This is a genomic window from Duganella sp. Dugasp56, assembly GCF_047304105.1.
In the GTDB taxonomy this organism is placed as follows: domain Bacteria; phylum Pseudomonadota; class Gammaproteobacteria; order Burkholderiales; family Burkholderiaceae_D; genus Rugamonas; species Rugamonas hordei.
Map to the genome: position 1 here is coordinate 118,136 of NZ_JBGLYQ010000016.1, position 25,852 is coordinate 143,987.

Genomic DNA, 25,852 nt, shown 5'->3' on the forward strand with positions numbered 1-25,852 from the left:
CGCTCCTTTGCACCGTTCTGCCCTTTAGCCGTCAGCCCAACCGGACTTTTCTAATCTATGCAATACGTGTCTACCCGCGCCGCCGCATCGGCCGCTTCCTCGTCTTCCCAACAATTCTCCGACATCCTCCTGGGTGGCCTGGCCGTCGATGGCGGCTTGTTCCTGCCGTCGGCCTACCCGCAGGTGACCGGCGCCGAGCTCGATGCCTGGCGCCAGCTGTCCTACGCCGACCTGGCGTTCGAGATCCTGAGGAAGTTCGCGACCGACATTCCGGAAGCCGACCTGCGCGCGCTGACCGCCAAGACCTACACCAAGGAAGTCTACAAAAACGCCCGCAAAGGCGAGAAGGCCAGCCAGATCACACCGCTGCGCGTGCTGGAAGAGGGCGACAACGGCACCAAGCTGGTGCTGCAGGCGCTGTCCAACGGCCCGACCTTGGCCTTCAAGGACATGGCGATGCAATTGCTGGGCAATCTGTTCGAATACACGCTGGCCAAGCAGGACGCGCAGCTGAACATCTTCGGCGCCACCTCCGGCGATACCGGCAGCGCCGCCGAATACGCGATGCGCGGCAAGAAGGGCATCCGCGTGTTCATGCTGTCGCCGCACAAGAAGATGAGCGCCTTCCAGACAGCGCAGATGTTCTCGCTGCAGGATCCGAACATCTTCAACATCGCCATCGAAGGCGTGTTCGACGACGCCCAGGACATGGTCAAGGCGGTGTCCAACGACCTGCCGTTCAAGGCCAAACAGAAGATCGGCACCGTCAACTCGATCAACTGGGCGCGCGTCGTGGCGCAGGTGGTGTACTACTTCCGCGGCTACCTGTCGGCCACCACGTCAAACGACCAGAAGGTGTCGTTCACGGTCCCTTCGGGGAACTTCGGCAATATCTGCGCCGGCCACATCGCCCGCATGATGGGCCTGCCGATCGACAAGCTGGTCGCCGCCACCAACGAAAACGACGTGCTCGACGAATTCTTCCGCACCGGCGTGTACCGCGTGCGCAAGTCGGCCGAGACCTATCACACCAGCAGCCCGTCGATGGACATCTCCAAGGCATCCAACTTCGAGCGCTTCATCTACGACCTGGTGGGCCGCGACGGCGACCGCACCCGCGCCCTGTTCCAGAAAGTCGAGAGCCACGGCGGTTTCGACCTGTCCGGCAAGCCTGGCAGCGACGGCGACGAATTCAAGCTGGTGGCCAAGTACGGCTTCAAGTCCGGCAAGTCGACGCACGAGGACCGCCTGAACACGATCCGCGACGTGGCCGACGACTATGGCATCGTCATCGACACCCACACCGCCGACGGCATCAAGGTCGCGCGCGAGAACCTGGAACCCGGCGTGACGATGATCGTGCTGGAGACCGCGCTGGCGGCCAAGTTCAACGAGACCATCCTCGATGCGCTGGGCGAGGACGCCGAACGTCCGGAAGGCTTCGAGAACATCGAGGACCTGCCGCAGAAGTTCGTCGTCATGCCGCCGGACGTGGAGAAGATGAAGGCCTACATCGCGGCGAACACTGGTCTCTGAAATGACTGAATACAAGCCCAAGCCGATGCTGGCGGTCAGCGAAGCGCTGGCCCTGATGGACGCCGCCGCGCGTCCATTGGCCGAGACCGAAGTCGTGCCGACGTTGTCGGCCAACGGCCGCGTGCTGGCCAAGGCGCAGGTGTCGGGCATGAACGTGCCGGGCATGGACAACACCCAGATGGATGGCTACGCGGTGCGCGCGGCCGACTGCGCCGGCGGCAACGCGGCGCTGACGGTATCGCAGCGTATCCCGGCCGGCCATGTCGGCCAGCCTTTGCTGCCGGGGACCGCGGCGCGCATCTTCACCGGCGCGCTGATACCGGAGGGCGCGGACGCCGTCGTCATGCAGGAGCAGTGCGAGTTGGTCGGCAATATCGTCACCATCAAGCATGCGCCGAAATCCGGCGAGTGGATACGCCGCGCCGGCGAGGACATCACCAACGGCAGCGTGATCCTGCCGGCCGGCACGCGCCTGCGCAGCCAGGAACTGGGTTTGGCGGCTTCGGTTGGGCTGGCGGAGTTGCCGGTCAAGCGCAAGCTGCGCGTGGCCGTGTTCTTCACCGGCGACGAACTGACGATGCCGGGTGAGCCGCTGGCGCCCGGCGCCATCTACAACTCCAACCGCTTCACGCTGCGCGCGCTGCTGGAAAACCTGGGCTGCGAAATCAGCGATTTCGGCATCGTGCCGGACTCGCTGGAAGCGACCCGCTCGGTGCTGCGCGAATGCGCGCGGAAGAATGACCTGATCATCACTTCCGGCGGCGTCTCGGTCGGCGAGGAGGATCACATCAAGCCGGCGGTGGAGGCGGAAGGCAAGCTGAATATGTGGCAGATCGCCGTCAAGCCGGGCAAACCACTGGCGTTCGGCGAAGTGGGGCAGGCGTTCTTTGTCGGACTGCCCGGCAATCCGGTATCGAGCTTCATCACCTTCCTGATGTTCGTGCGCCCGTTCGTGCTGCGGCTGCAGGGCGTGGAGGGCGCGCTGGCGCCGCGCGCGTTTGCGATGCGGGCCGACTTCAACTGGCCGAAGGCGGACAAGCGCAACGAGTTCCTGCGCGTGCGGATCAACGCCGCCGGCGGCCTCGAACTGTTCAGCAACCAGAGCTCCGGCGTGTTGACGTCGACCGTGTGGGGCGATGGCGTGATCGACAATCCGCCCGGCCAGACCATCGCGGCCGGCGACACGGTTCGATTTATACCGTTTAGCGAGTTAATGCACTGATGGCCGTTACCGTAAAATTTTTCGCCAGCGTGCGCGAGGCGCTGGGTGCGTCGTCCGAGACGCTGGAACTGCCGGCTGGCGTTGCCACCGTCGGCGAACTGCGTGCGCACTTGGCTGCGCGTGGCGAGGCATGGAACAAGGCGCTGGGCAGTCCGGCCCTGCGCATGGCCTGCAACCAGGTCATGTGCGGCGCCGATGCCGCCGTGGCCGACGGCGCCGAAGTGGCGTTCTTTCCGCCGGTCACCGGCGGCTGACCGCCTCCGGTCAGGCGCCCGGTTTTTTCGGCTTGGCGCCGGCGTCGAAGCTGTCGCACACGGCGCAGGCCTGGTTGCTGCGGTAGCGGCGCCAGGCGGCGTAGGTGAAGATGGCGGCGGCAACCAGCGCCCAGACGGCGGCGCTCAGGTAGTCGTCGCGCGAGGTCGAGCCCTTGAACCACTCCACGGCCGCCAGTATCGCAAACAACGGCACCGCCGCCAGCAGATAGCGTTTAATCCAGAATAGCGCGCCCATTTTGTCTCCTGTAATGAGTATCGGATCGAGTCCATGCAGTCTAGTTTGACACCTTTTCGCGTCGCCGTCATCGGCGGCGGTCCCGCCGGCCTGATGGCCGCCCAAACGCTGGCGCAGGGCGGGGCGCAGGTGGACCTGTATGACGCGATGCCTTCGGTCGGCCGCAAGTTCCTGCTGGCCGGTCGCGGCGGCATGAACATCACGCACGCCGAGCCGTATGCCGATTTCGTCACCCGCTACGTGGCGGAAGGAGGAGTGCCGGCGTTGCGCGGCATGCTCGACGCGTTCGGCCCGCAGGATGTGCGCGACTGGGTGCACGGGCTGGGCGTGGACACCTTTGTCGGCACCTCGGGCCGCGTGTTCCCGACCGATATGAAGGCCGCGCCGCTGCTGCGCGCGTGGCTGCACCGCCTGCGTGAAAGCGGCGTGCAATTCCACATGCGCCACCGCTGGCTGGGCTGGCGCGACGACGCGCTGCTGCTGCAAACGCCGGACGGCGAGCTGCTGGAGCGCGCCGACGCGGCGGTGCTGGCACTGGGCGGCGGCAGCTGGGCGCGGCTGGGCTCGGACGGCGCGTGGCTGCCTTTGCTGGTGGCGCGCGGCGTCGGCGTGGCGCCGCTGGTGCCGGCCAATTGCGGCTTCGACGTGGCGTGGAGCGAGCATTTCAGCAGCCGCCATGCGGGCGAGCCGCTGACCACGGTCGCCATCATCTCCACCGGCGCGGACGGCAAGCCGTTCCGCAAGCAGGGCCAGTTTGTCGTCACGCAGGGCGGCGTCGAGGGCAGCTTGATCTACGCCCTGTCGGCCGCCTTACGCAACCAGATCGCCGCCGACGGCAGCACCATCATCCACCTTGACCTGCTGCCGGACCTGCCGGCGCAGCGCGTGGCGGACGAGGTGGCGCGGCCGCGCGGCGCGCGCTCAATGGCGAGCCATCTGCAAAGCCGTCTTGGCATCAAGGGCGTGAAAGCGGGGCTGCTGCGCGAGTGTTTGAGCAAGGAACAGTACGGCGACGAAGAGGAGCTGGCGCGCGCCATCAAGATGCTGCCGGTGCGCCTGCTGCGTCCCCGGCCCATCGATGAAGCGATCAGCAGCGCGGGCGGAGTGCGTTGGGAGGCGCTGCAGGGAACGATGCTGAAGGCTGCGCCGGGCGTGTTCGTCGCTGGCGAGATGGTCGACTGGGAAGCGCCGACCGGCGGCTATCTGCTGACAGCCTGCCTGGCCGGCGGCCAGGCGGCGGGACGCGATGCCCTGGCCTGGCTGGCGGCTGGCTGAATTATTCCCAGGTCACGTCGCCCGAACCGGTGCGGCTGACGTTGCGGTTGTCCGGATTGCCGGACACGCGGATGTCGCCGCTGCCGCGCAGGGTCAGGTCGGCCGACTGCTTGGCGAACACCTGGCTGGTGCCCGAGCCCTTCAGGTTCACGGTCACCTTTTCGGATGCCAGGTGGCGCGCATCGAGGTCGCCGGAGCCGGTCAACTCCGCGTTCAGCGTCTTGCAGCTGCCCGACGAGGTGATCTGCCCCGAACCCACCATTTCCAGCTCGACGTTCTCGCTGCTGCCGGAGTTCAGGGTCAGGTGTCCGCTGCCATGGGTGCCGGCGCTCAGCTCGCGGTAACGGCCGTTGAAATTCAGATTGCCCGAACCGTGCAGCTGCAGGTCCAGCTTGTCGCCGTTGAAGCCGCTGACTTTGGTGTCGCCGCTGCTGCGCACCACCAGCTCCTCCAGCTGCGGCAGCACCAGCTCCACCTGCAGCGGATGGCGCGGGTTGAGCAGCATGCCCTTGGTGCCGATGTGCAGGTCGCGGCCATCCTGGATGGTCTCGATATTGGCCAGCGAGCGCTGCTCGCCGCGCACCTTCAGCGACGCCACCGGACCCTGGGTCAGCGTCAGGTCGATCGGTCCGCTCAACTCGATGGCGGTGGCCATGGCGTCGACCTTGCGCGTCTCGCCGCCCAGCGCTCGGCCGGCCGAACTGGTGGGGCTGGTGCTGCCGTAGGCTTTCAGCATGCTGTAGGACACGCCGATCAGCACAAACGACAGCACCAGCAGGCTGGTTCCGATTTTCAGTAAAGCGCGCATGTTCAAACCTCCTTAACGGCCGCGCAGCAGCGATACATTCATCGCCACGTAGCGTTTGATGCCTATCATCGTGTAGCGGGTCAGCACGATGCTGACCAGGCACAAGCCTATGCCGCCCAGGATCATGCCGAAGCCGATCAGCGACTGGCTGGTGCGGGCGCCGTTGTCAAAATCCGTGGTGATGTGCAGATCGCCGCCGGCCACCGCCTCGGCGCGGTTCAGCAGACGTCCGCTGCGGCTCAGGCCGTCGTCCTCGGCGGCCGCTTCCGGGCTGACCGGGTCCTTGCTGACCTGGAAGCCCATGCTGTTGATCGCCAGCCGCCAGCCTTCGGCCGCCTGTTCCTCTTCCTGGGTGTCGAAGCGCGAGTTGGTGAATTCGATCACGTGGCGCAGTGGGCCTTCCAGCGCCAGCTCGTTCTGGCCGGACAGGCCGCTGGCGACCAGCGCCACGCCGCCGATGTAGAACGCGAAGGCCGAGGCGTACACCGCCGCCAGCAGGCAGCCGTACACCATCGCCGGGATTACCATGAACAGGTTGAAGATGGCCAGGCCGATGAAGGACACCACCACGCGGGCGGCGTTGACCGGGGTCTTTTTTTGCTCGAAGGCGGACAGGTGAGCGTTGGCGCGCAGCGTCATGGCGATCTTGCGCGGCTCGTCGAGCTCCTTGTAGACTTCTTCCTCGCTGCGGCCGGCCACCAGGCCGTCGATGAAGCGCTGCTCGTAGTAGGCCAGGGTCTTGGCCACCGTTTCCGGCGGCAGTCCCTGCATGGCCTGCTTGAGCGCGTCGAGGTATTGCTGCTTGTTCATGATATCAAATGCCTAATGTTTCTACGGTTGCCACAGTGTGCGCCATGGCCATCGCGCTGTCGGCCACCGGCGTCGTCTTGACGATGGCGACCGTGCTGGCCACCACAAAGGCGACCAGGGCGAGGGTTTTAAGGCTGAGAGCGAGGTTCATGTTGATTCCAATATATTGCTTTTGTCGATGGTGCTACTGTACGCAGACGCTCGTCCAGATGCCACCGACTTGTGACAGGCTGCATAAATAGCGGATCAGGCGACAAAAACGGGGGACTAGATGGTAGTCCTCCCGAGCACGCCGGCGGCGGCGACGCCGCTGCGCACCGCCGATTCCAGCGTGGCCGGGTAGTCGCCGGCCGTGTAGTCGCCGGCGATGGCCAGCCCCGCCAGGCCGCTGGCGTTGCCCGGGCGAACCAGTCCCGGCGTGCAGGCGTAGGTGGCGCGCTTCTCGGTGATGACCTTGAACCACTCGGGCCGGCCCAGCTCCGGCCGCTGGAACACGGCCGCCAGCTGCACCGCGACCGCCTCGGCCAGCAAATCCTGGCTCTGGCCGGCCGCCTCGCCGGAGGCGCTGACGACCACCGCCAGCAGGCCGGCCTGGGCCTCGTCCAGCTGGCCGCGGTCGAACACGAACTGGCCCCACTGGTAATTGTGCGGATCGTCCAGCAGCGCGTAGAAGGGCAGGCCCAGCCGGGTGGCGCGGTCGTATTGCAGGTAGCAGGTGGTGATGGCTTCCGGCTCGAACGCGGTCAGCTGCCGGCACAGCGCGCTGGTGTCGGCGCCGGGCATGTCGTGCAGCAGCGTGGCGGCCTGGCTGGCGCCGGTGGCCAGCACCACGCCGCTGAAATAGGTGCTCCATTGCCCGCCGACCGCAGCGCCGCTCACTTCCAGCTGCCACAGGCGGTTTTCGATCGGGCGTATCGCCTGCACCTTGGCGCCGCCGCGCACCGAGCCGCCATGCGCCTCGACAAAGGCGCCGGCCGCTTCCGGCAGCAACGCGGACAGGTCGGCGCGCGGCAGCAGCATGTCCGAGGCGCTGCGTCTGGCGCCCAGGCTGTCGCGCAGCACGTTGAGGAAGATCTGCGCCGAGGCGCGTTCCGGCGGCGTGTTCAGCGCGGCCAGGCACAGCGGGCGCCACATCAGCTGGATCAGGCGCGGCGTCTGGTCGAAGCGTTGCAGCAGCTCGCTGACGCTGCAATCGGTGTGCAGGCGCCAGCCCATCCAGCGCGCGGTGGTCGAGAAGCGCGCCAGGCTCAGCTTGTCGTCCCGCCGCAAGCCCTTGGCGCGCAGCAGCGCCAGCGCCAGGTGCAGCGGCGCCGGCAGGCGCGGGGCGACGAAATCCATGCCGCCGCTGCCGGGCGGGTAGCGCATCTGCAGCGGCAGCGACAGCAGGGTCTGGTCGCGGTCGACGCCGGTCAGCTTCATCAGCCGCAGCGTTTCGCTGTAGGCGCCCAGCAGGATGTGCTGGCCGTTGTCGAGATGGGCGCGGTCGGTGTCGACGCGGCGGGCGCGGCCGCCGAGGGTGCGCGCCGCTTCAAACAGCGTGACCTTGTAGCCGGCGCGCGCCAGCTCGACGGCGGCGGCGCAGCCGGCCCAGCCGCCGCCGACCACCGCGACCGAGCGCGACGTCAGGCCCGGCTCGGTCCTGGCGTCGCCGCGCTTGTCCACGCCGTCGTTAGCCACGGATGTAGGTCTTCCACGCCAGCCAGAGCTTGCGGATGGGCGTGAGCGAGATGCGCTGCTTGAGCACGTGGTAGCCGTCGGCTTCCACTTCGGTCAGCAGCGTGCGGTAGATGGCGGCCATCATCAGGCCGGGACGCTGGGCGCGGCGGTCTTCCTTCGGCAGCAGCGCGAACGCTTCGTCGTAGGCCTTCTGGGCGCGGGCGACCTGGAAGGCCATCAGCTTTTCGAAGTTGTCCGTGTGGCGCGCGTTGAGCAGGTCGGCGGCGGTCACGTTGAACTCCTGCAGCTCGTTGATCGGCAGGTAGATGCGGCCCTTGCGCGCATCTTCGCCGACGTCGCGGATGATGTTGGTCAGCTGGAAGGCGTGGCCCAGCTTTTCGGCGTATTGCAGTGTCTCCGGCCGGGTCGCGCCGAAGATGCTGGCCGACAGGATGCCGACCACGCTGGCCACGTGCCAGCAATACGTGGTCAACGCCGGGTAGTCCAGGTAGCGGGTCTGGTTCAGGTCCATCTCCATGCCGTCGATGATGGCTTGCAGATGCTGCTGTTCCAGCTTGTAGACGCTCAGGTGCGGTTGCAGCGCCTGCGTGACGGGATGGGTTTGCTTGCCCTCGTACATGTTGGCGATTTCCTTGCGCCACCAGGCCAGCTTGATGCGGGCCACCGATTCGTCGGTGCATTCATCGACGGTGTCGTCCACTTCGCGGCAAAATGCGTACAGGGCGGTGATGGCGCGGCGACGTTCCGGCGGCAGGAACAGGAAGCTGTAGTAGAAACTGGAGCCGCTTTGGGCGGTCTTTTGCTGGCAGTAGTCGTCGGGAGACATGGATAAAAAAGCAAGGGTTACTCGAAGCCGCTATTCTATAGTGTTCAGTGCACGGATGGGGGCGATGCGGTAGAGTCTCAATTTCTTATTTGCCGGGAGGGGCGTTCAACATGATCCATATCCGGGAGATCGACCATATCGTTTTGCGAGTGAGCGATCTGCAGCGCATGCTGCATTTTTACTGCGAGGTGCTGGGCTGTCCGGTCGAGAAGCGGCAGGAGGAAATCGGCCTGATCCAGGTGAGGGCGGGCAGTTCGCTGATCGACCTGGTGCCGGTGGACGGCAAGCTGGGCAGGATGGGCGGCGCGGCGCCGGGCGCCGAGGGCCGCAATATGGACCATTTCTGCCTGCGCGTGGAGCCGTTCGACGCCGACGCGATCCGCGCCCATCTGAGCGCGCACGGCGTGCAGGCCGGCAAGGTCGAATCGCGCTACGGCGCGGAGGGCGAGGGGCCGTCGATCTACATTAGCGACCCGGAAAACAACGTGGTCGAGCTGAAAGGCCCGCCCGCGGGCAACGCAGCCTGATATTTCGCGACACCCACTGCCGACTTCAATACAATCGGTTGATGATTCCCGGCAGGAGAAGGCTATGCGTATCGAGCAATTCAAGGCCATGACGGTGGCGCAGGTATCCGATTTCGCACTACCCGCCGGAGCCGATCTGCTGCTGGTGTTCGGTGCCCGGGCGCTGCTGCAGTCCGGGGAACTGTTTCCCGTCTTGCGCGCGGCCTGTCCCGACGCGGTGATCGCCGGCTGCAGCACGGCCGGCGAGATTTGCGGTACCGAAGTGCTGGACGGCAGCATCGTGCTGACCGCCGTTAGCTTCTCCGCGACCCGGGTGGCCATGGTGGCGGTGCGGCTGGAACTGGCGGCGGACAGCCGCCAGGCCGGCGAGTCGCTGTCGCGCCAGCTGCTGGGCGAACACCTGCGCCATGTGCTGGTGCTGTCGGACGGCCTGGGCGTCAACGGTAGCGAACTGGTGCAGGGCTTGCGCGCCTCGCTGCCGTCCGGCGTCAACGTGACGGGAGGATTGGCCGGGGACGGCGCCGATTTCGGCGAGACCGTGGTGCTGGCCGATGCGGCCGCCGCCGGCCACACCATCGCCGCCATCGGTTTTTACAGCGAGGCCTTGCATGTCGGCTACGGCTCGCTGGGCGGCTGGGATGCCTTCGGGCCGGAACGCCGCATCACGCGCGCCGACGGCAACGTGCTGTACGAACTTGACGGCGAGTCGGCGCTGAGCCTGTACAAGACCTACCTCGGCAAGCAGGCCGACGGCCTGCCTTCGTCGGCGCTGCTGTTCCCGCTGGCGCTGCACCTGCCCGGCACCGACACCTACGTGGTGCGTACCATCCTTGGCGTCGACGAGGCGCAGCAAAGCATGACCTTCGCCGGCGACATGCCGGTCGGTTCGCACGCGCAGCTGATGAAGGCCAATTTCAACCGCCTGGTCGACGGCGCCATCGCCGCGGCCGACGACACGCTGTCCCAGCTGGACGGCCGCGCGCCCGAGCTGGCGATCCTGATCAGCTGCATCGGCCGCAAGCTGGTGCTGCAGCAGCGCATCGAGGAGGAGACCGAGGGCGTGGCCGACGTGCTGGGGCCGCAGGCCACGCTGGCCGGCTTTTATTCCTACGGCGAGATCGCGCCGCACAGCGCGCTGACCCGCTGCGAGCTGCACAACCAGACCATGACCGTCACCACCTTCAGCGAGGATTGAGGCATGCATCCGCTGCTGGCGCGCCAGCTGAAGAAGTTTTGCCGCGACGGCCAGGTCGACCTCGAGGGCCTGAGCAAGGCGGTCGACGATGCCTACGCGGGTTTCGAGAACGACAGGCTGCTGATCGAGAATTCGCTGGAACTCATGTCGCAGGAATTGGGCAAGCGCAACCGCCAGCTGGCCGAGCAGCTGGAAGACAAGCAGCGGATGATGGACCAGCTCAGCAGCAGCAACACCGAGCTGCGCGAGCTCAACAGCAAGCTGGAAGCGACCCGCAACCAGCTGCTGCAGTCGGACAAGATGGCGTCCATCGGCCAGCTGGCGGCCGGCGTGGCGCACGAGATCAACAACCCGATCGGCTACATCAATTCCAACTTCGCCACCCTGCAAAGCTACGTGGGCCAGCTGTTCGAGATGCTGCGCGCGTATGAGGATGCGGAAGGCGCCATCGCTGCGGCCGAGGTGCTGTCCCGGATCAGCGAGTTGCGTGATGCGATAGACCTCGGCTATTTGCGCACCGACATCCCGCAACTGATGGCCGAATCGCGCGAGGGGCTGGAGCGGGTGCGCCGCATCGTGCAGGACTTGAAGGATTTCTCGCACGCGGACGCACAGCGCGAGTGGCAATGGTTCAACCTGCACCACGGAATGGACTCGACCCTGAACATCGTCGCCAACGAAATCAAGTACAGCGCCGACGTGGTCAAAGAGTACGGCGACATCCCGGACATCGAATGCCTGTCCTCGCAGATCAACCAGGTGGTGATGAACCTGGTGGTCAACGCCGCCCACGCGATCCGGCCGGGGCGCGGGCAGATCACGCTGCGCACCGGTACCGAGGGCGACCATGTCTGGTTTTCCGTCAGCGACACCGGCAGCGGCATCGCGCCGGAACACCTGGACCGCATCTTCGATCCCTTCTTTACCACCAAGCCGATCGGCAAGGGCACGGGGCTGGGCCTGTCGGTGACTTACGGCATCGTGCAAACCCATTGCGGACACATCGAGGTCGACAGCGCGCCGGGCCAGGGCACCACCTTCCGCGTGGTGTTGCCGATACACCATCCCGTGAACCCCGCCGACCGGGAGGCAACGGCGGAGTGAGCCCTTGCGGGTCAAATTGCGCCGCACCTGAGGTATCGCCTGCGATACAATGCGTTACATTTTCATCAGAACGATTTCTTATGCGAACGTCGAACTTTGCCGCGTTGCTGGTCGTGCCGCTGTTTTGCGGATGCGACCGTGCGCCGGCGGCGAACAATATGCAGTCGAAGTCCGCCACCTACTACGCCCAACATCTGGATGAGGCCGCCCGAGTGGCGGCGCGCTGCGAGCAGTTGAACGTGCAAAAGCAGCACGCGCTCAGCATGGGAGACTACCAGGAATGGCAGATCTCGAACGAGTGGGTCAACTGTCAGACGGCGATGTCGGTGACCGAGGCGGCGGCGATCCGCGACTCGGTGAAGCAGCAGGCTTTGGCGCCTTAGCGGCGAAGATTTTAGCGGCGAGGCCCGGCGCGGCGGCGCCCCGGCGGGTCGGACAGCACACGGACGATAACGTTGACCGGGATATTCCTGCGCACCAGGAACTCGGACGCAAACGCGCGCCCCCGGCTCTGCAACAGACTCACACCCAGTTCCACCACCTTTGACATTTCCGCATTCGGCCGCAACGACCGCTCTCCCACTAACATGATCTTGCCTTTCAGTTTTCTTGAAAGGTAGCATGAAGAGTAAAAATTGTGCAGAGGCAACGATTTAATCGTGCGCGGCTATTTTTGAGGTGGCGAGGAGGGGGGATGTTCGCGCTCCAGCCGACGTAACAGCGCCGCCGTGGCCTCAACCTGGCGCTGTACTTCCGCCTGAGTCGTTGCAACGTCTTTGCCAGCCTGAAAGGTGGCTGTCATATTGGACAGCAGCGTGGCATTGAATGTCGCCACACCGAGTACGATGGCGATCACCGAGCTGATGCCGGTGACTATGACCGTGGTTTTGAGACTGCCGACGGCATGCTCCAACGCGTCGATGCGCTCCCCATGTCCATCCAGGCGTGCTGCCATGGCGTCAAGCCTGCCGTTCAACTGCGCGGCCATGGCGTCAAGCTTTCCGTTGAACTGGGCGGCCACGGCGTCAATTCTGGCGTTGAAATGGGTTGCTAGGGTGTCAAGTTTTGCGTCGAACCGGGTCGCGACGGCGTCAAGCCTGTCGTTGAACTGGTTTGATACGGCGTCAAGCCTGTCGTTGAACTGGTTTGATACGGCGTCAAGTTTGCCGTTAAATTGAGTTAAGACGGCGTCAAATTTACCATTTAAGATGGCAAACTGCGTTTGTGATTTCGCTTCTGCCGCAGCGGTCTTCGCGTCGATTTCTTCACGGGTGATATCGGGCATGGCTGTACTCCGGAGCCTATCTCCGAAGTATAGCGCGGCAGAGAGCACTTTCAATTGAGAGGCATCAAGCGGCGCTGAACGCGGCCTTCATCTGCTTTTTCATGCGCAGGGCCGCCCAGAAGATGGCCAGCCAGTCGCGCCGGGTCAGCTTGGGGCGGTGCAGGAAGACGTCGTACTCGACCGCCTCGATGGCGTCCAGGATGCGCAAGCCGCCTTGCACCACCATGCGCAGCTCGAAGCCGATGCGGCCGTTGAGCCGCAGGGCCAGCGGCGCGCCGCTTAACAGCAGCGCGCGGGTGCGCTCCACCTCGAACTTCATCATCGACCGCCAGCGCGGCCGGGCGCTGGCGTGGTCCAGCGCGGCCGGCGAGATCGCGTAGCGGCTCAAATCCTCCAGCGGGATGTAAATGCGCTCCTTGTGGATGTCGATCGCCACGTCCTGCAGGAAGTTGATCAGCTGCAGCGCCGTGCAGATCGCGTCCGAGTCGCGCATATTCTCTTCATCGGCCGCGCCGTACAGGTGCAGCATCAGGAAACCGACCGGATTGGCCGAGCGCGAGCAGTAGTCCAGCAGCGTGTCGTAAGTCTGGTAGCGGCTCACCAGCACATCCTGCTTGAAGGCCGACAGCAGCTCATGCAGCGGCTTGACCGGCAGGCCGTGCTCGCGGATCACCTGCGCCAGGCGTTCAAACATCGGGTCTTTCCCGCTGCCGCCGGCCTCGATGTCGGCCAGCTCGGCCTCGTAGGCGTTCAGCGCGGCCAGCCGCTGCTCGGGCGTGGCGTCGCCTTCGTCGGCCAGATCGTCGGCGCTGCGGGCAAAGGCGTAGATCGCTTCTACCGCCGGGCGCAGGCGGCTCGGCAACAAAATTGAGGCGACGGGAAAATTTTCGTAGTGGTCAACCGACATATTACATGTAGCCTAAAAGCATTGTTAAAATTAATGACGCGAAAGTCATTTGCAAACGGATTTGCTCGGCTTATAATTAATTAACGGAAAGTCATTTATTTCCAACCCGTAATAGTAGTGCCATCTACACTCCAGAGCAAGCTAAAGGAATACACCGTGGTCGCCTTGAAAAAACAGCGTCAGATTTCCCCCTTCATATTGAGTCTCCTGGCCGCCGCCGCGCTGGCCGGCTGCTCCAAGCCGGTCGAAAAGACCGAGGACATCCGCCCGGTGCGCGCCATCGTGCTGGCCGGCAGCGACATCGACGTCAACGCCGAGTTTTCCGGCGAAGTGCGTCCGCGCGTGGAATCGCGGCTGGGCTTTCGCGTCGGCGGCAAGATCGTCACCCGCAAGGTCGACGTCGGTACGCTGGTCAAGCACGGCCAGGTGCTGATGCAGCTGGATCCGCAGGACTTGCAATTATCGCAGGCCCAGGCGCTGGCCGGCCTGCGCGCCGCCGAAACCAACCGCGACCTGGCCAAGGCCGAGCTGAAGCGCTACCAGGAATTGCGCAGCAAGAACTTCGTCAGCCAGGCCGTGCTGGACGCCAAGGATTCCACCTACAAGGCGGCGCAGGCCAATGTCGACGCTTCCCAGGCGGCGTACCGCGGCCAGTCCAACCAGGCCGGCTATGCCAGCCTGGTGTCCGATGTGGACGGCGTGGTGACGGCGGTGGACGCCGAGGTCGGCCAGGTGGTGCAGCCGGGCACGCCGGTGGTGCGCGTGGCCAGGCAGGGCGAGAAGGAAATCGTCATCGGCTTGCCGGAAGACAAGGTCGAGACGCTGCGCCGCATCACCGACGTGCAGGTGCGCCTGTGGGCCGACCCGAAAAACGCCGTGGCCGGCAAGATCCGCGAGATTTCGCCGGTGGCCGATCCGTCCACCCGCACCTATACCGCCAAGGTGTCGATCCCGGATTCGGTGGCCGAAGCCAAGCTGGGCATGACGGCGGTGGTGCAGTTCGCCTCGAAGTCGCCGGTGCCGCAGATCAAGGTGCCGCTGACCGCGCTGTACTATGAAAAATCCGCCTCCTCGGTCTGGGTGGTGGAGGGCGGGGCCGTCAAGCTGGTGCCTGTGACCATCGCCGGCGCGGCCGGCAACGATATCGTGCTGGGCAGCGGCGTCAAGGCCGGCCAGACCGTCGTCACGGCCGGCGTCAACCTGCTCAAGCCGGGCCAGAAGGTCAAGATCCTGGGCGATGACCTGCCTGCCGCTCCCGCGCCAGCCCCTGCCATCGCCGGGACCGCCAAATGAAGGGCGGCTTCAATCTCTCACGCTGGGCGCTGGAACACATTCCGCTGACGCGCTACCTGATCGCCGTGCTGCTGATAGGCGGCATGCTGAGCTATTCCAACCTGGGCCAGGACGAGGATCCGCCGTTCACCTTCCGCGCGATGGTGGTGCGGGCCAACTGGCCGGGCGCGACCTCGCTGCAGATGGCCGAGCAGGTCACCGACAAGCTGGAGAAAAAACTGCAGGAGACGCCGGATATCGACGAGATATCGAGCTATTCCAAGCCGGGCGAGACCACCATCATCCTGAAACTGCGCGAATCGGCGCCGCCGAAGGAAGTGGCGCAATCGTGGTACCAGGTGCGCAAGAAGATAGGCGACATCCGCGGCACCCTGCCGCCGGGCGTGCAGGGGCCGTTCTTCAACGACGAGTTCGGCGACACCTTCGGTTCGATCTTCGCGCTGTCCGGCGACGGCTTCACTTATGCCGAGATGAAGGACTACGCCGACTTCGTGCGCCAGCAGCTGCTCGGCGTGCCGCTGGTGTCCAAGGTCGAGCTGTTCGGCGTGCAGGACGAGAAGATCAACATCGAGTTCTCGCACAAGAAGTTCGCGCAGCTGGGCATACCGTTCGAGGCCATCGTCAACCAGATCGCCACGCAGAACAGCGTCGAGTCGACCGGCGTGCTGGTGACGCCGACCGACAACCTGCAGGTGCGCGTGACCGGCGCGCTGAAGACGGTCAAGGACCTGGAGGACCTGGAGCTGCGCGCCAACGGCACCACCTTCCGCCTGGGCGACTTCGCCACCATCAAGCGCGAGTACCAGGACCCGCCGGGTAACAAGATGCGCTTCAACGGCAAGGAAGTGATCGGCCTGGGCGTGTCGATGGAAAAGGGCGGCAACATCATCCAGCTCGGCAAGAGCATGGAAAAGACCGTGGCCGCGATGAAGGCCAAGCTGCCGGTCGGCATCGAGCTCGAGCGCGTGTCGGACCAGCCGGAGGCGGTCAAGGCCTCGGTCGGCGAGTTCGTGCACACGCTGATCGAGGCGGTGCTGATCGTGCTGGCCGTCAGCTTCGTCGCGCTGGGCCTGCACAGCAAGCCCAAGCTGCGGCTGGACGTGCGTCCCGGCCTGGTGGTGGCGCTGACGATACCGCTGGTGCTGTCGGTCACCTTCCTGTTCATGCGCATGCTGGACATCGACCTGCACAAGATTTCGCTGGGCGCGCTGATCATCGCGCTGGGCCTGCTGGTGGACGACGCCATCATCGCCGTCGAAATGATGGTGCGCAAGATGGAGGAGGGCATGTCGCGCTTCGACGCCGCCACCTTCGCCTACACCTCGACCGCGATCCCGATGCTGACCGGCACCCTGATCACCGTCGCCGGCTTCCTGCCGATCGGCCTGGCCAAGTCTGCGGCCGGCGAGTACACGTTCTCGCTGTTCTCGGTCAACGCGCTGGCGCTGGTCATTTCGTGGGTGGTGGCGGTGGTGTTCACGCCGTACATCGGCTATGTGCTGTTGAAAGTCAAGCCACACGCCGAGGGCGAACCAGAGCATGACCTCTTCGACACGCCGGGATTCCGTAAGTTCCGCGCCGTGGTCAACTGGTGCGTCGAATACCGCAAGACCACCATCGCGGCGACGCTGGTGATCTTCGCGCTGGGCGTGTATGGCTTCAAGTTCATCGAGAAGCAATTCTTCCCCGATTCCAGCCGTCCCGAGCTGATGGTGGAGCTGTGGACGCCGGAAGGCACGACCTTCGCCGCCAACGAAAAGCAGGTGAAGAAGTTCGAGGCCTTCATCCGCAAGCAGGAGGGCGTGGTCAGCGTGACCAGCTACGTCGGCACCGGCAGCCCGCGGTTCTACCTGCCGCTGGACCAGATTTTCCCGCAGACTAACGTGTCGCAGATCGTCGTGCTGCCGAAGGACCTGCACGCCCGCGGCGCGCTGCGCGACAAGATCGTCGCCATCTTCAAGCAGGACTTCCCCGAGGTGCGCGGCCGCGTCAAGCTGCTGCCGAACGGGCCGCCGGTGCCGTATCCGGTGCAGTTCCGCGTCACCGGTGGCGAGGTGGAGAAGGTGCGCGCCATCGCCGACCAGGTCAAGGACATCATGCGCGACAATCCGAACACGCTGGGCGTCAACGACAACTGGAACGAGTCGATCAAGGTGCTGCGCCTGGACCTGGACCAGGACAAGATGCGCGCGCTGGGCGTCACCTCGCAAACGGTGATGCGGGCGGCCAACACCATCCTGTCGGGCACCACCATCGGCCAGTTCCGCGAGGACATCAAGCTGATCGACATCCAGATCCGCCAGCCTATCGAGGAGCGCAACACGATCTCGATCCTGAACGACACCAACATCCCTACCGCCAGCGGCAAGTCGGTGCCGATCAGCCAGCTGGCCCGCGCGCACTTCGTGTGGGAGCCGGGCGTGGTGTGGCGGGAAGGGCGCGAATGGGCGATCACCGTGCAGTCCGACGTGGCCGACAACATCCAGGGACCGACCGTCTCCGGCCAGATCGAGCCCAAGCTGAAGGCGCTGCGCGACAAGCTGCCGGCCGGCTACGCCATCACCGTCAAGGGCGCGGCGGCCGACAGCGGCACGGCGGAAGCGTCGATCGCGGCCAACCTGCCGCTGGCGATCTTCATCATCTTCACGCTGCTGATGCTGCAGCTGCACAGCTTCTCGCGGGCGCTGCTGGTGTTCCTGACCGGTCCGCTGGGCGTGGCCGGCGCGGCGATGGCGCTGCTGGTGCTGGGCCGTCCGCTGGGCTTCGTGGCCAACCTGGGCATCATCGCGCTGTTCGGCATGATCATCCGCAACTCGGTGATCCTGGTCGACCAGATCGAGCAGGACATCAAGGCCGGCCACGATCCGTGGACCGCGATCGTCGAGTCGGCGGTGCGGCGCTGCCGTCCCATCATCCTGACCGCGGCGGCCGCGGCGCTGGCGATGATACCGTTGTCGCGCTCGGTATTCTGGGGACCGATGGCGGTGGCCATCATGGGCGGGCTGATCCTGGCGACCGCGCTGACGCTGCTGTTCCTGCCGGCGCTGTACGCGGCCTGGTTCCGCGTCAAAAAACCGCAGGCGTTATGATATGCGCCGAGGACACGCGGGCGCGTGTCCAAAAAACCGCTGCTGCGCACGGAGCGTCATCATGCCTGTCTTCACCGCTGATCAACTGGTTACCGAGGTCAATCCGGTGGACGGATCCACCGAGCCGAATCAAACACTGTGGATCAGCGAGGCTGGAGGGCTGACGCAGTTCGGCGCCTTGATCGAAGTGCTGCAGCCCGGCTGCAGGTCCTCGATCAAGCATTGGCACAGCGCCGAGGACGAGATGGTTTACGTCCTTGCCGGCGAGATCACCGTGGTGGAGGGGAGCGCCGAGACGCTGGTGCGCGCCGGCGGCGCCGCGACCTTCCGGGCAGGCGTCCGGGTCGGGCACTACCTGGAGAACCGGAGTGCCGGCGCGACGCGTTGCCTGGTGGTGGGGACCCGCGCGCCGGTCGATCACATCACCTACCCAGAGCATGATCGGGTGTGCCTGCGAGACCGCTCGCTGCCCGACGATATATGGACCGATTTGGCTGGCCGCCCTGCGTCCAGCCCCTACTAACGGCCCGCTTTGCTGGCTAAATGGGCAAAAACCGCGCTAATGTTGGCGAGAGATTAAAAATCGCCACATTTCGCTAGAAAACCCGTTAGAATATCGCGTTGAAGTTGAAAGCCCCCGCGGGAAAAGTGGGGATAGGGCGACCGTTTTCACTTACGGGTCGCCCTTTGCTTTTGTGCAAACATGCCGCGAGGATGGCGAAATTGGTAGACGCACCAGGTTTAGGTCCTGACGCCAGCAATGGTGTGGGGGTTCGAGTCCCCCTCCTCGCACCAACTGTTTTTCTTATTTTTTGGACGATTTTTACATGGCAACTGCAGTCGAAACCTTAGGCAAACTCGAACGTCGTATCACGATCTCCTTCCCGCTGACCGAGGTCCGCGCTGAAGTTGAGAAGCGCCTGAAAGTGCAAGCCAAAACGGCTAAGGCACCAGGCTTCCGTCCGGGTAAAGTTCCTCTGAAAATGGTCGCGGCACAATACGGTTATCAGATCGAAACCGAAGTGCTGAACGATAAAGTTGGCCGCGCTTTCAACGACGCCGCAAACGAAAACCAGCTGCGCGTGGCTGGCTATCCGAACATCGAGCCCAAGGCCGAGTCGCCAGCCGGCGTGCTGACCTTCGACGCGACGTTCGAAGTCTACCCGGAAGTGGTCGTCGGCGACCTGTCGACGGTGGAAATCGAGACCGTCAAGGCCGATGTGTCGGAAACCGAAATCGACAAGACCATCGAAATCCTGCGCAAGCAGCGCGTGCACTTCCACACCAAGGGCGAAGCCGGTGAACACGGCGACGGCGGCGAGCCGGTTGCCGCCAACGGCGACCGCGTGACCGTGGACTTCGTCGGCTCGATCGACGGCGTGGAATTCCCAGGCGGCAAGGCTGACGACTACGCCTTCGTGCTGGGCGAAGGCCGCATGCTGCCGGAATTCGAAGCCGCCACCGTGGGCCTGAAGGTTGGCGAAGCCAAGACCTTCCCACTGGCTTTCCCAGAGGACTACCACGGCAAGGATGTCGCCGGCAAAACCGCATCGTTCACCATCACGCTGAAAAAGCTGGAATGGGCGCACCTGCCGGAAGTCGACGCCGAATTCGCCAAATCGCTGGGCGTGGCCGATGGCGACGTCGCCAAAATGCGCGAAGACATCAAGGTCAACCTGGAACGCGAAGTTGCCGGCCGTGTCAAAGCCCGCAACAAGGAAGCCGTGATGGACGCGCTGGTGAAAACCGCGACCCTGGACGTGCCGCAATCGCTGATCGCCCAGGATACCGAGCGCCTGGCCGAAATGACCCGCCAGGACATGGCCAACCGCGGCATGAACGTCAAGGACATCCCATTCCCGCCAGAACTGTTCGCGGAAAAAGCCGAGCGTCGCGTGCGTCTGGGCCTGATCCTGTCGCAACTGGTCGGCGAGAACAAGCTGCAAGCCCAGCCTGAGCAGGTCAAGGCGCAAGTCGAAGACTTCGCACAGAGCTACGAAGACCCGCGCGAAGTGCTGAAGTACTACTACAGCGACCGTCGCCGCCTGGCCGAAGTCGAAGCCCTTGTATTGGAAGAAAACGTCGTCAACTACGTCCTGGGCCTGTCGAAAACTTCGTCCAAGGTCGTGGCCTTCGACGAACTGATGGGAAGCAACGCACAAGCGTAATCCAGCTAGGATAGAATAGAGACGGCGCCGTAGCCGCCGTCATTCCCGCGCAGGCGGGAATCCATACTGAGCATGCGTTCTATGGATCCCCGCTTGCGCGAGGATGACGGCTAAGCGGCAAACGATTTCTGACCCTAGCTGCTTCACAAGGAAATGGAATGACTGGTATGAACCGTAATCCGGCGCTGGACACTGAAATGCTCGGCCTGGTGCCGATGGTGGTGGAACAAAGCGGCCGTGGCGAGCGCTCCTATGACATTTACTCGCGCCTGCTGAAGGAACGCGTAATCTTCATGGTCGGCCCCGTCAACGACCAGATGGCGAACCTGATCGTCGCCCAGTTGCTGTTCCTCGAAAGCGAAAATCCCGACAAGGATATCTCGCTGTACATCAACTCCCCAGGCGGTTCGGTGTCGGCCGGCCTGGCGATCTTCGATACGATGCAGTTCATCAAGCCGGACGTCTCGACGCTGTGCACCGGCATGGCCGCCTCGATGGGCGCCTTCCTGCTGGCCGCCGGCGCCAAGGGCAAGCGCTTCTCGCTGCCGAACTCGCGCATCATGATTCACCAGCCGTCCGGCGGCTCGCAAGGCATGGCTTCGGACATTGAAATCCAGGCCAAGGAAATCCTGTATCTGCGTCACCGCCTGAACTCGATCATGGCCGAGCGTACCGGTCAAACGGTCGAGCAGATCGCCAAAGACACGGATCGTGACCGTTTCATGTCGGCGGAAGAGGCGGTAGAGTATGGTTTGATCGACAAAATGTTGTCAAACCGGGCTTGATGCTTCCTTCGCAGCATTGCTGAAAAAACGCCCGGGCGATTAATCGTTCGGGCGTTTCGTTTTTATTTCGGGTAGCATGTAGTCGTAGGCGGATTTTTCCGGACTCAAATATATGCTTCCTGGCATAGTCTAGCCATTCTGTAACCCAAAGAAAACTGCCCCATGTCAGACAAAAAATCCTCCAGCGGCGAAAAATTACTGTACTGCTCGTTTTGCGGCAAGAGCCAGCACGAGGTAAAGAAACTCATCGCCGGCCCGTCGGTCTTCATCTGCGACGAATGCATCGACCTGTGCAATGACATCATCCGCGATGAAACCTCGGCCATCGAGTCGGTTACGGGCGCCAAGTCGGACCTGCCGACCCCGCATGAAATCAAGGACTTGCTGGACCAGTACGTCATCGGCCAGCAAACGGCCAAGCGCATCCTGTCGGTGGCGGTGTACAACCACTACAAGCGTCTGAAGCACCTGGGCAAGAAAGATGACATCGAACTGGCCAAGAGCAACATCCTGCTGGTCGGTCCTACCGGCTCCGGCAAGACGCTGCTGGCGCAAACGCTGGCGCGCATGCTCAACGTGCCGTTCGTCATCGCTGACGCCACCACGCTGACCGAGGCGGGCTATGTGGGCGAGGACGTAGAGAATATCATCCAGAAACTGTTGCAAAGCTGCAACTACGATGTCGACAAGGCCCAGCGCGGCATCGTCTACATCGATGAGATCGACAAGATCTCGCGCAAGTCGGACAATCCATCGATCACCCGCGACGTGTCGGGCGAGGGCGTGCAGCAGGCGCTGCTGAAACTGATCGAAGGCACGATGGCATCGGTGCCGCCGCAGGGCGGACGCAAGCATCCCAACCAGGACTTCGTGCAGATCGACACCACCAACATCATGTTCATCTGCGGCGGCGCGTTCGACGGCCTGGCCAAGGTCATCGCCAACCGCTCGGAGAAATCCGGCATCGGCTTCTCGGCCACCGTGAAGAGCAAGAAGGAGCGCAACGCCAGCGAAGTGCTGCTGGAAGCGGAACCGGAAGACTTGATCAAGTTCGGCCTGATCCCCGAGCTGGTGGGCCGCCTGCCGGTCGTGGCCACGCTGTCGGAGCTGACCGAGGAAGCGCTGATCCAGATCCTGGTCGAGCCGAAGAACGCGCTGGTCAAGCAGTACTCCAAGCTGCTGGACATGGAAGGCGCGGAACTGGAAATCCGTCCCGCCGCGCTGCACGCGATCGCCAAGAAAGCGCTGGCCCGCAAGACCGGCGCGCGCGGCCTGCGTTCGATCCTCGAGCACGCCTTGCTCGACACGATGTATGAGCTGCCGAATGAAACCAATGTCACCAAAGTGGTCATTGATGAAAATACGATCACCAGCGGCGCCAAACCTTTATTGATCTATCAAGACCAGGCCAAGGCATCTGGTGAGAATTAAATAACTTGTGCACACTTACCCGGCGGATGAGCAAAATTCATTTCGCATCCGTGGGGCAAGGCGGTACAATTTAAATCAATAAAAGAATGCAGGCTTCATTCGGAAAGCCACACGTGACAGCCTTGTCGCGCGTGGCTTTTTTATTTGATGTATTCTTTTAGAGCAGACTAGCTGGACTGGAAAATACTCTTTTTTAGGAGAATTATTTCTTGCAGGTCGGTCTTGTGATTTGGCGAAACAGCGCCCACATCATAATCACGCTTTCACATAAGGTACGCCATGACAACTTCCAAATTAACTGAGCAAACTCAACTGCCGTTATTGCCGCTGCGGGACGTTGTAGTTTTCCCGCATATGGTGATACCGCTGTTCGTAGGGCGCCCAAAATCGATCAAGGCGCTGGAAGCCGCAATGGAGCAGGGCAAGAGCATCATGCTTGCCGCTCAAAAAGCCGCTGCCAAGGACGAACCTTCTGCTTCCGATATCTACGAGATCGGCTGCGTGGCCAATATTCTGCAAATGCTGAAGCTGCCGGACGGCACCGTCAAGGTGTTGGTCGAGGGCGCGCAGCGTGCGCGCATCAACCGCATCACCGATGCCCCGACGCACTTCGTTGCCGATCTGACGCCGCTCGATTCCGAGCTGGGCGACGATTCGGAAATCGAAGCGATGCGCCGCGCCATCGTTCAGCAGTTCGACCAGTACGTCAAACTGAACAAGAAGATCCCGCCTGAAATCCTCGCTTCGCTGTCGGGCATCGACGACGCCGGCCGCCTGGCCGACACCGTCGCCGCGCACCTGCCGCTCAAGCTCGAGCAGAAACAGGTGATCCTGGAAATCTTCAGCGTGGCCAAGCGCCTGGAGCATCTGCTGGGCCAGCTGGAAGGCGAGCTCGACATTCTGCAAGTCGAGAAGCGCATCCGCGGCCGCGTCAAGCGCCAGATGGAGAAATCGCAGCGCGAGTACTACCTGAACGAGCAAGTCAAAGCCATCCAGAAGGAACTGGGCGAGGGCGAGGACGGCGCCGACCTGGACGAGCTGGAGAAGAAAGTCGCGCTGGCCAAGATGCCGAAAGAGGCGCTGGACAAGGCCACCGCCGAGCTGAAAAAACTCAAGCTGATGTCGCCGATGTCGGCCGAAGCCACCGTCGTGCGCAACTACATCGACACGCTGGTCAGCCTGCCGTGGAAGAAAAAATCCAAGGTCAACAACGACCTGGCCAACGCCGAGAAAGTGCTCGAGGGCGACCACTACGGCCTGGACAAGGTTAAGGAACGCATCCTGGAATATCTTGCAGTCCAACAGCGCGTCGACAAGCTGAAAGCGCCTATCCTGTGCTTCGTCGGTCCTCCGGGCGTGGGCAAGACCTCGCTGGGCCAGTCCATCGCCCGCGCCACGAACCGCAAGTTCGTGCGCATGGCGCTGGGCGGCGTGCGCGACGAGGCCGAGATCCGCGGTCACCGCCGTACCTACATCGGCTCGATGCCGGGCAAGGTGCTGCAGTCGCTGGCCAAGGTCGGCGTGCGCAATCCGCTGTTCCTGCTGGACGAGATCGACAAGATGGGCGCGGACTTCCGCGGCGATCCGTCGTCGGCCCTGCTGGAGGTGCTGGATCCCGAGCAGAACCACACGTTCTCCGACCACTACATCGAAGTCGATTTCGACCTGTCCGATGTGATGTTCGTGGCGACGTCGAACTCGTACAACATCCCGCCGGCGCTGCTGGACCGCATGGAAGTGATCCGCCTGTCCGGCTACACGGAAGACGAGAAGACCAGCATCGCCCAGCGCTACCTGCTGCCTAAACAGATCAAGAACAACGGTCTGAAGGAAGAGGAAATCTCGGTGGCCGAGTCGGCGCTGCGCGACATCATCCGCTACTACACCCGCGAGGCCGGCGTGCGTTCGCTGGAACGCGAAGTGTCGAAGATCTGCCGCAAGGTGGTCAAGATGCTGCTGCTGAAGAAGACCGAGAAAAAGGTCGCCGTCACCAGCAAGAACCTGGACAAGTTCCTGGGCGTGCGCCGCTACGATTTCGGCGTCGCGGAAAAGGAGAACCAGATCGGCCAGGTCGTGGGCCTGGCATGGACCGAGGTGGGCGGCGATCTGCTGACCATCGAAGCCGTGCAGATGCCGGGCAAGGGCGGCGTGATCCGCACCGGCACCCTGGGCGACGTGATGAAGGAATCGATCGAGGCAGCCCGCACCGTGGTGCGCAGCCGCGCCAATCGTCTCGGCATCAAGAACGAAGTGTTTGAGAAGAGCGACATCCACATCCACGTGCCGGAAGGCGCAACGCCGAAAGACGGTCCTTCGGCCGGCGCGGCGATGACGGTGGCGATGGTGTCGGTGTTCACGGGCATTCCGGTCCGCGCCGACGTGGCGATGACGGGCGAGATCACGCTGCGCGGCGAAGTGCTGCCGATCGGCGGCCTGAAAGAGAAGCTGCTGGCGGCGCAGCGCGGTGGCATCAAGACCGTGCTGATACCCGAGCAGAACGTCAAGGACCTGGCCGACATTCCGGACAACGTCAAAAACAAACTGGAGATCGTGCCGGTGCGTTGGATCGACAAAGTGCTGGAAATCGCGCTGGAGCGCATGCCTGAAGCGGTGACGGAAACCGCGCCGGTGGAAGCCGTCGCGGCGGCTGCCGCCAAAGCAGACGGCCAGACGGAAGTAGTAAAACACTAACTTTAATTGACCGTTAATCTCCCAAACAGGCGCTTTTATAGCGCCTGTTTGTTATTTCACCCCATTTTTCTAGGGTGCGGTGCTTGACACAGAGGCGGGCTGGCTTGTTTAATACGGCCTGAGATTTTTCTCGGCCCGGTAACGGTATTCAAATACCTTAATTCCCGGGCTAAAACGATATAACCTTTGTGACGGGGAATTGCTTTGAATAAGACTGAATTGATCGACCATATTGCTACTACCGCTGATATCTCGAAAGCGGCTGCTGCACGCGCGCTGGACGCAGTGATCGACGGTGTAACCACCACCCTGCAAAAGAACGACAGCGTCACCCTGGTCGGCTTTGGCACCTTCTCCGTGAGCGAACGCGCTGCCCGCACCGGCCGCAATCCGCGCACCAAGGAAGAGATCACCATCGAAGCAGCTAAAGTTCCTAAATTTAAAGCTGGTAAAGCTTTGAAAGATGCTGTAAACTAACGGACTTCGGTGAGCGGCTCAACGCTTGAGCAGCTCGCCAAAGGCAAAACGGGCGGTTAGCTCAGTTGGTAGAGCGGAGCCCTTACAAGGCTTAGGTCGGGAGTTCGAGCCTCTCACCGCCCACCAGTTTTGCAGTAGTGAGTAGTACCCAGTGTTTTGTTGGAGCGGTAGTTCAGTTGGTTAGAATACCGGCCTGTCACGCCGGGGGTCGCGGGTTCGAGTCCCGTCCGCTCCGC

Annotated in this window: 25 protein-coding genes and 3 tRNA genes; 19 read left to right on the forward strand and 9 right to left on the reverse strand. The window is 63.3% G+C overall.

The genetic code is table 11. The annotated features are described in order from the left end of the window. Positions 1-57 precede the first annotated feature (57 nt). Genes thrC through moaD form a run of 3 tightly spaced genes read left to right on the forward strand, consistent with a single transcriptional unit; the run spans position 58 to position 3,012 of the window. A complete protein-coding gene (thrC, locus tag ACCD07_RS13465) occupies positions 58-1,536 on the forward strand; it encodes a threonine synthase (RefSeq protein ID WP_413447609.1) in 1,479 nt (492 codons plus the stop codon). A 1-nt stretch (position 1,537) separates the two neighbouring features. Beyond that, positions 1,538-2,758, forward strand: a complete 1,221-nt coding sequence (glp, locus tag ACCD07_RS13470) for a gephyrin-like molybdotransferase Glp (protein WP_413447610.1) — start codon at positions 1,538-1,540, stop codon at positions 2,756-2,758. Continuing rightward, entirely contained in the window at positions 2,758-3,012 is a 255-nt protein-coding gene (gene moaD, locus ACCD07_RS13475) for a molybdopterin converting factor subunit 1 (protein WP_176650598.1), read from the forward strand. Before glp ends, moaD begins: the two co-directional genes overlap by 1 nt. A 10-nt stretch (positions 3,013-3,022) precedes the next feature. On the opposite strand, the gene ACCD07_RS13480 is transcribed toward moaD, so the two are convergent. Next, complete coding sequence (locus ACCD07_RS13480; RefSeq protein ID WP_353398409.1) at positions 3,023-3,268, reverse strand: hypothetical protein; 246 nt, start codon at positions 3,266-3,268, stop codon at positions 3,023-3,025. Positions 3,269-3,301: 33 nt separating this feature from the next. On the opposite strand from ACCD07_RS13480, the gene ACCD07_RS13485 reads away from it, so the two are divergent. Further along, positions 3,302-4,543 (forward strand): TIGR03862 family flavoprotein, encoded by a 1,242-nt coding sequence (locus ACCD07_RS13485; protein ID WP_413447611.1) that lies wholly within the window; start codon positions 3,302-3,304, stop codon positions 4,541-4,543. Between the two features lies 1 nt (position 4,544). Here the strand turns inward: ACCD07_RS13485 and ACCD07_RS13490 are convergent, their stop codons facing one another. The 5 genes from ACCD07_RS13490 to hpnD all read right to left on the reverse strand — a co-directional run bounded on the left by ACCD07_RS13490 (position 4,545) and on the right by hpnD (position 8,664). After that, positions 4,545-5,351, reverse strand: a complete 807-nt coding sequence (locus tag ACCD07_RS13490; protein WP_176650601.1) for a head GIN domain-containing protein — start codon at positions 5,349-5,351, stop codon at positions 4,545-4,547. Between the two features lie 12 nt (positions 5,352-5,363). After that, entirely contained in the window at positions 5,364-6,161 is a 798-nt protein-coding gene (locus ACCD07_RS13495) for a DUF1700 domain-containing protein (RefSeq protein ID WP_176650602.1), read from the reverse strand. Positions 6,162-6,165: 4 nt separating this feature from the next. Further along, positions 6,166-6,312: a hypothetical protein gene (locus tag ACCD07_RS13500; protein WP_353398416.1), complete on the reverse strand. Its 147-nt coding sequence runs from the start codon at positions 6,310-6,312 to the stop codon at positions 6,166-6,168. Positions 6,313-6,428: 116 nt separating this feature from the next. Next, entirely contained in the window at positions 6,429-7,838 is a 1,410-nt protein-coding gene (gene hpnE, locus ACCD07_RS13505; protein WP_413447612.1) for a hydroxysqualene dehydroxylase HpnE, read from the reverse strand. Further along, the gene (gene hpnD, locus ACCD07_RS13510) at positions 7,831-8,664 is read right to left on the reverse strand and encodes a presqualene diphosphate synthase HpnD (protein ID WP_413447613.1); all 834 of its coding nucleotides are present in this window, start codon (positions 8,662-8,664) and stop codon (positions 7,831-7,833) included. The genes hpnE and hpnD overlap by 8 nt, the downstream gene beginning before the upstream one ends. Before the next feature lie 110 nt (positions 8,665-8,774). Here hpnD and ACCD07_RS13515 point away from each other — a divergent pair, with 110 nt between their 5' ends. From ACCD07_RS13515 to ACCD07_RS13530, 4 genes are all read left to right on the forward strand, one after another. Further along, a complete protein-coding gene (locus ACCD07_RS13515; protein WP_353398423.1) occupies positions 8,775-9,191 on the forward strand; it encodes a VOC family protein in 417 nt (138 codons plus the stop codon). Positions 9,192-9,255: 64 nt separating this feature from the next. Then, on the forward strand, positions 9,256-10,386 hold the full coding sequence (locus ACCD07_RS13520; RefSeq protein ID WP_413447614.1) for an FIST signal transduction protein: 1,131 nt from the start codon (positions 9,256-9,258) through the stop codon (positions 10,384-10,386). A 3-nt stretch (positions 10,387-10,389) separates the two neighbouring features. Then, entirely contained in the window at positions 10,390-11,490 is a 1,101-nt protein-coding gene (locus ACCD07_RS13525) for an ATP-binding protein (RefSeq protein WP_413447615.1), read from the forward strand. A gap of 80 nt (positions 11,491-11,570) precedes the next feature. Then, on the forward strand, positions 11,571-11,873 hold the full coding sequence (locus ACCD07_RS13530) for a hypothetical protein (protein ID WP_413447616.1): 303 nt from the start codon (positions 11,571-11,573) through the stop codon (positions 11,871-11,873). A gap of 11 nt (positions 11,874-11,884) precedes the next feature. Here ACCD07_RS13530 and ACCD07_RS13535 read toward each other — a convergent pair whose 3' ends face one another. From ACCD07_RS13535 to hpnC, 3 genes are all read right to left on the reverse strand, one after another. Further along, on the reverse strand, positions 11,885-12,016 hold the full coding sequence (locus tag ACCD07_RS13535; RefSeq protein ID WP_413447617.1) for a hypothetical protein: 132 nt from the start codon (positions 12,014-12,016) through the stop codon (positions 11,885-11,887). 141 nt (positions 12,017-12,157) lie between these two features. After that, on the reverse strand, positions 12,158-12,775 hold the full coding sequence (locus ACCD07_RS13540) for a hypothetical protein (protein WP_413447618.1): 618 nt from the start codon (positions 12,773-12,775) through the stop codon (positions 12,158-12,160). A gap of 64 nt (positions 12,776-12,839) precedes the next feature. After that, on the reverse strand, positions 12,840-13,682 hold the full coding sequence (gene hpnC, locus ACCD07_RS13545) for a squalene synthase HpnC (RefSeq protein WP_176650610.1): 843 nt from the start codon (positions 13,680-13,682) through the stop codon (positions 12,840-12,842). A 156-nt stretch (positions 13,683-13,838) separates the two neighbouring features. Here hpnC and ACCD07_RS13550 point away from each other — a divergent pair, with 156 nt between their 5' ends. From ACCD07_RS13550 to ACCD07_RS13600, 11 genes are all read left to right on the forward strand, one after another. Further along, positions 13,839-14,975 carry an efflux RND transporter periplasmic adaptor subunit gene (locus ACCD07_RS13550; protein ID WP_176650611.1) on the forward strand — a complete coding sequence of 379 codons (1,137 nt, stop codon included), beginning with the start codon at positions 13,839-13,841 and terminating at the stop codon, positions 14,973-14,975. After that, entirely contained in the window at positions 14,972-18,064 is a 3,093-nt protein-coding gene (locus ACCD07_RS13555) for an efflux RND transporter permease subunit (RefSeq protein ID WP_176650612.1), read from the forward strand. The genes ACCD07_RS13550 and ACCD07_RS13555 overlap by 4 nt, the downstream gene beginning before the upstream one ends. A gap of 61 nt (positions 18,065-18,125) precedes the next feature. Continuing rightward, positions 18,126-18,587: a cupin domain-containing protein gene (locus ACCD07_RS13560; RefSeq protein ID WP_413447619.1), complete on the forward strand. Its 462-nt coding sequence runs from the start codon at positions 18,126-18,128 to the stop codon at positions 18,585-18,587. Between the two features lie 185 nt (positions 18,588-18,772). Continuing rightward, positions 18,773-18,859 (forward strand) — tRNA-Leu (locus ACCD07_RS13565). Between the two features lie 32 nt (positions 18,860-18,891). Next, complete coding sequence (gene tig / locus ACCD07_RS13570) at positions 18,892-20,232, forward strand: trigger factor (RefSeq protein WP_176650614.1); 1,341 nt, start codon at positions 18,892-18,894, stop codon at positions 20,230-20,232. A 167-nt stretch (positions 20,233-20,399) separates the two neighbouring features. Then, positions 20,400-21,017 (forward strand): ATP-dependent Clp endopeptidase proteolytic subunit ClpP, encoded by a 618-nt coding sequence (clpP, locus tag ACCD07_RS13575; protein WP_020703301.1) that lies wholly within the window; start codon positions 20,400-20,402, stop codon positions 21,015-21,017. Positions 21,018-21,179: 162 nt separating this feature from the next. After that, positions 21,180-22,448 (forward strand): ATP-dependent Clp protease ATP-binding subunit ClpX, encoded by a 1,269-nt coding sequence (clpX, locus tag ACCD07_RS13580; RefSeq protein ID WP_176650615.1) that lies wholly within the window; start codon positions 21,180-21,182, stop codon positions 22,446-22,448. A gap of 279 nt (positions 22,449-22,727) precedes the next feature. Continuing rightward, on the forward strand, positions 22,728-25,139 hold the full coding sequence (gene lon / locus ACCD07_RS13585) for an endopeptidase La (protein WP_176650616.1): 2,412 nt from the start codon (positions 22,728-22,730) through the stop codon (positions 25,137-25,139). 204 nt (positions 25,140-25,343) lie between these two features. Beyond that, the gene (locus ACCD07_RS13590) at positions 25,344-25,616 is read left to right on the forward strand and encodes an HU family DNA-binding protein (RefSeq protein WP_070266615.1); all 273 of its coding nucleotides are present in this window, start codon (positions 25,344-25,346) and stop codon (positions 25,614-25,616) included. 50 nt (positions 25,617-25,666) lie between these two features. Then, positions 25,667-25,742 (forward strand) — tRNA-Val (locus tag ACCD07_RS13595). 35 nt (positions 25,743-25,777) lie between these two features. Beyond that, positions 25,778-25,851: transfer RNA gene (locus ACCD07_RS13600), tRNA-Asp, on the forward strand. Position 25,852 lies beyond the last annotated feature (1 nt).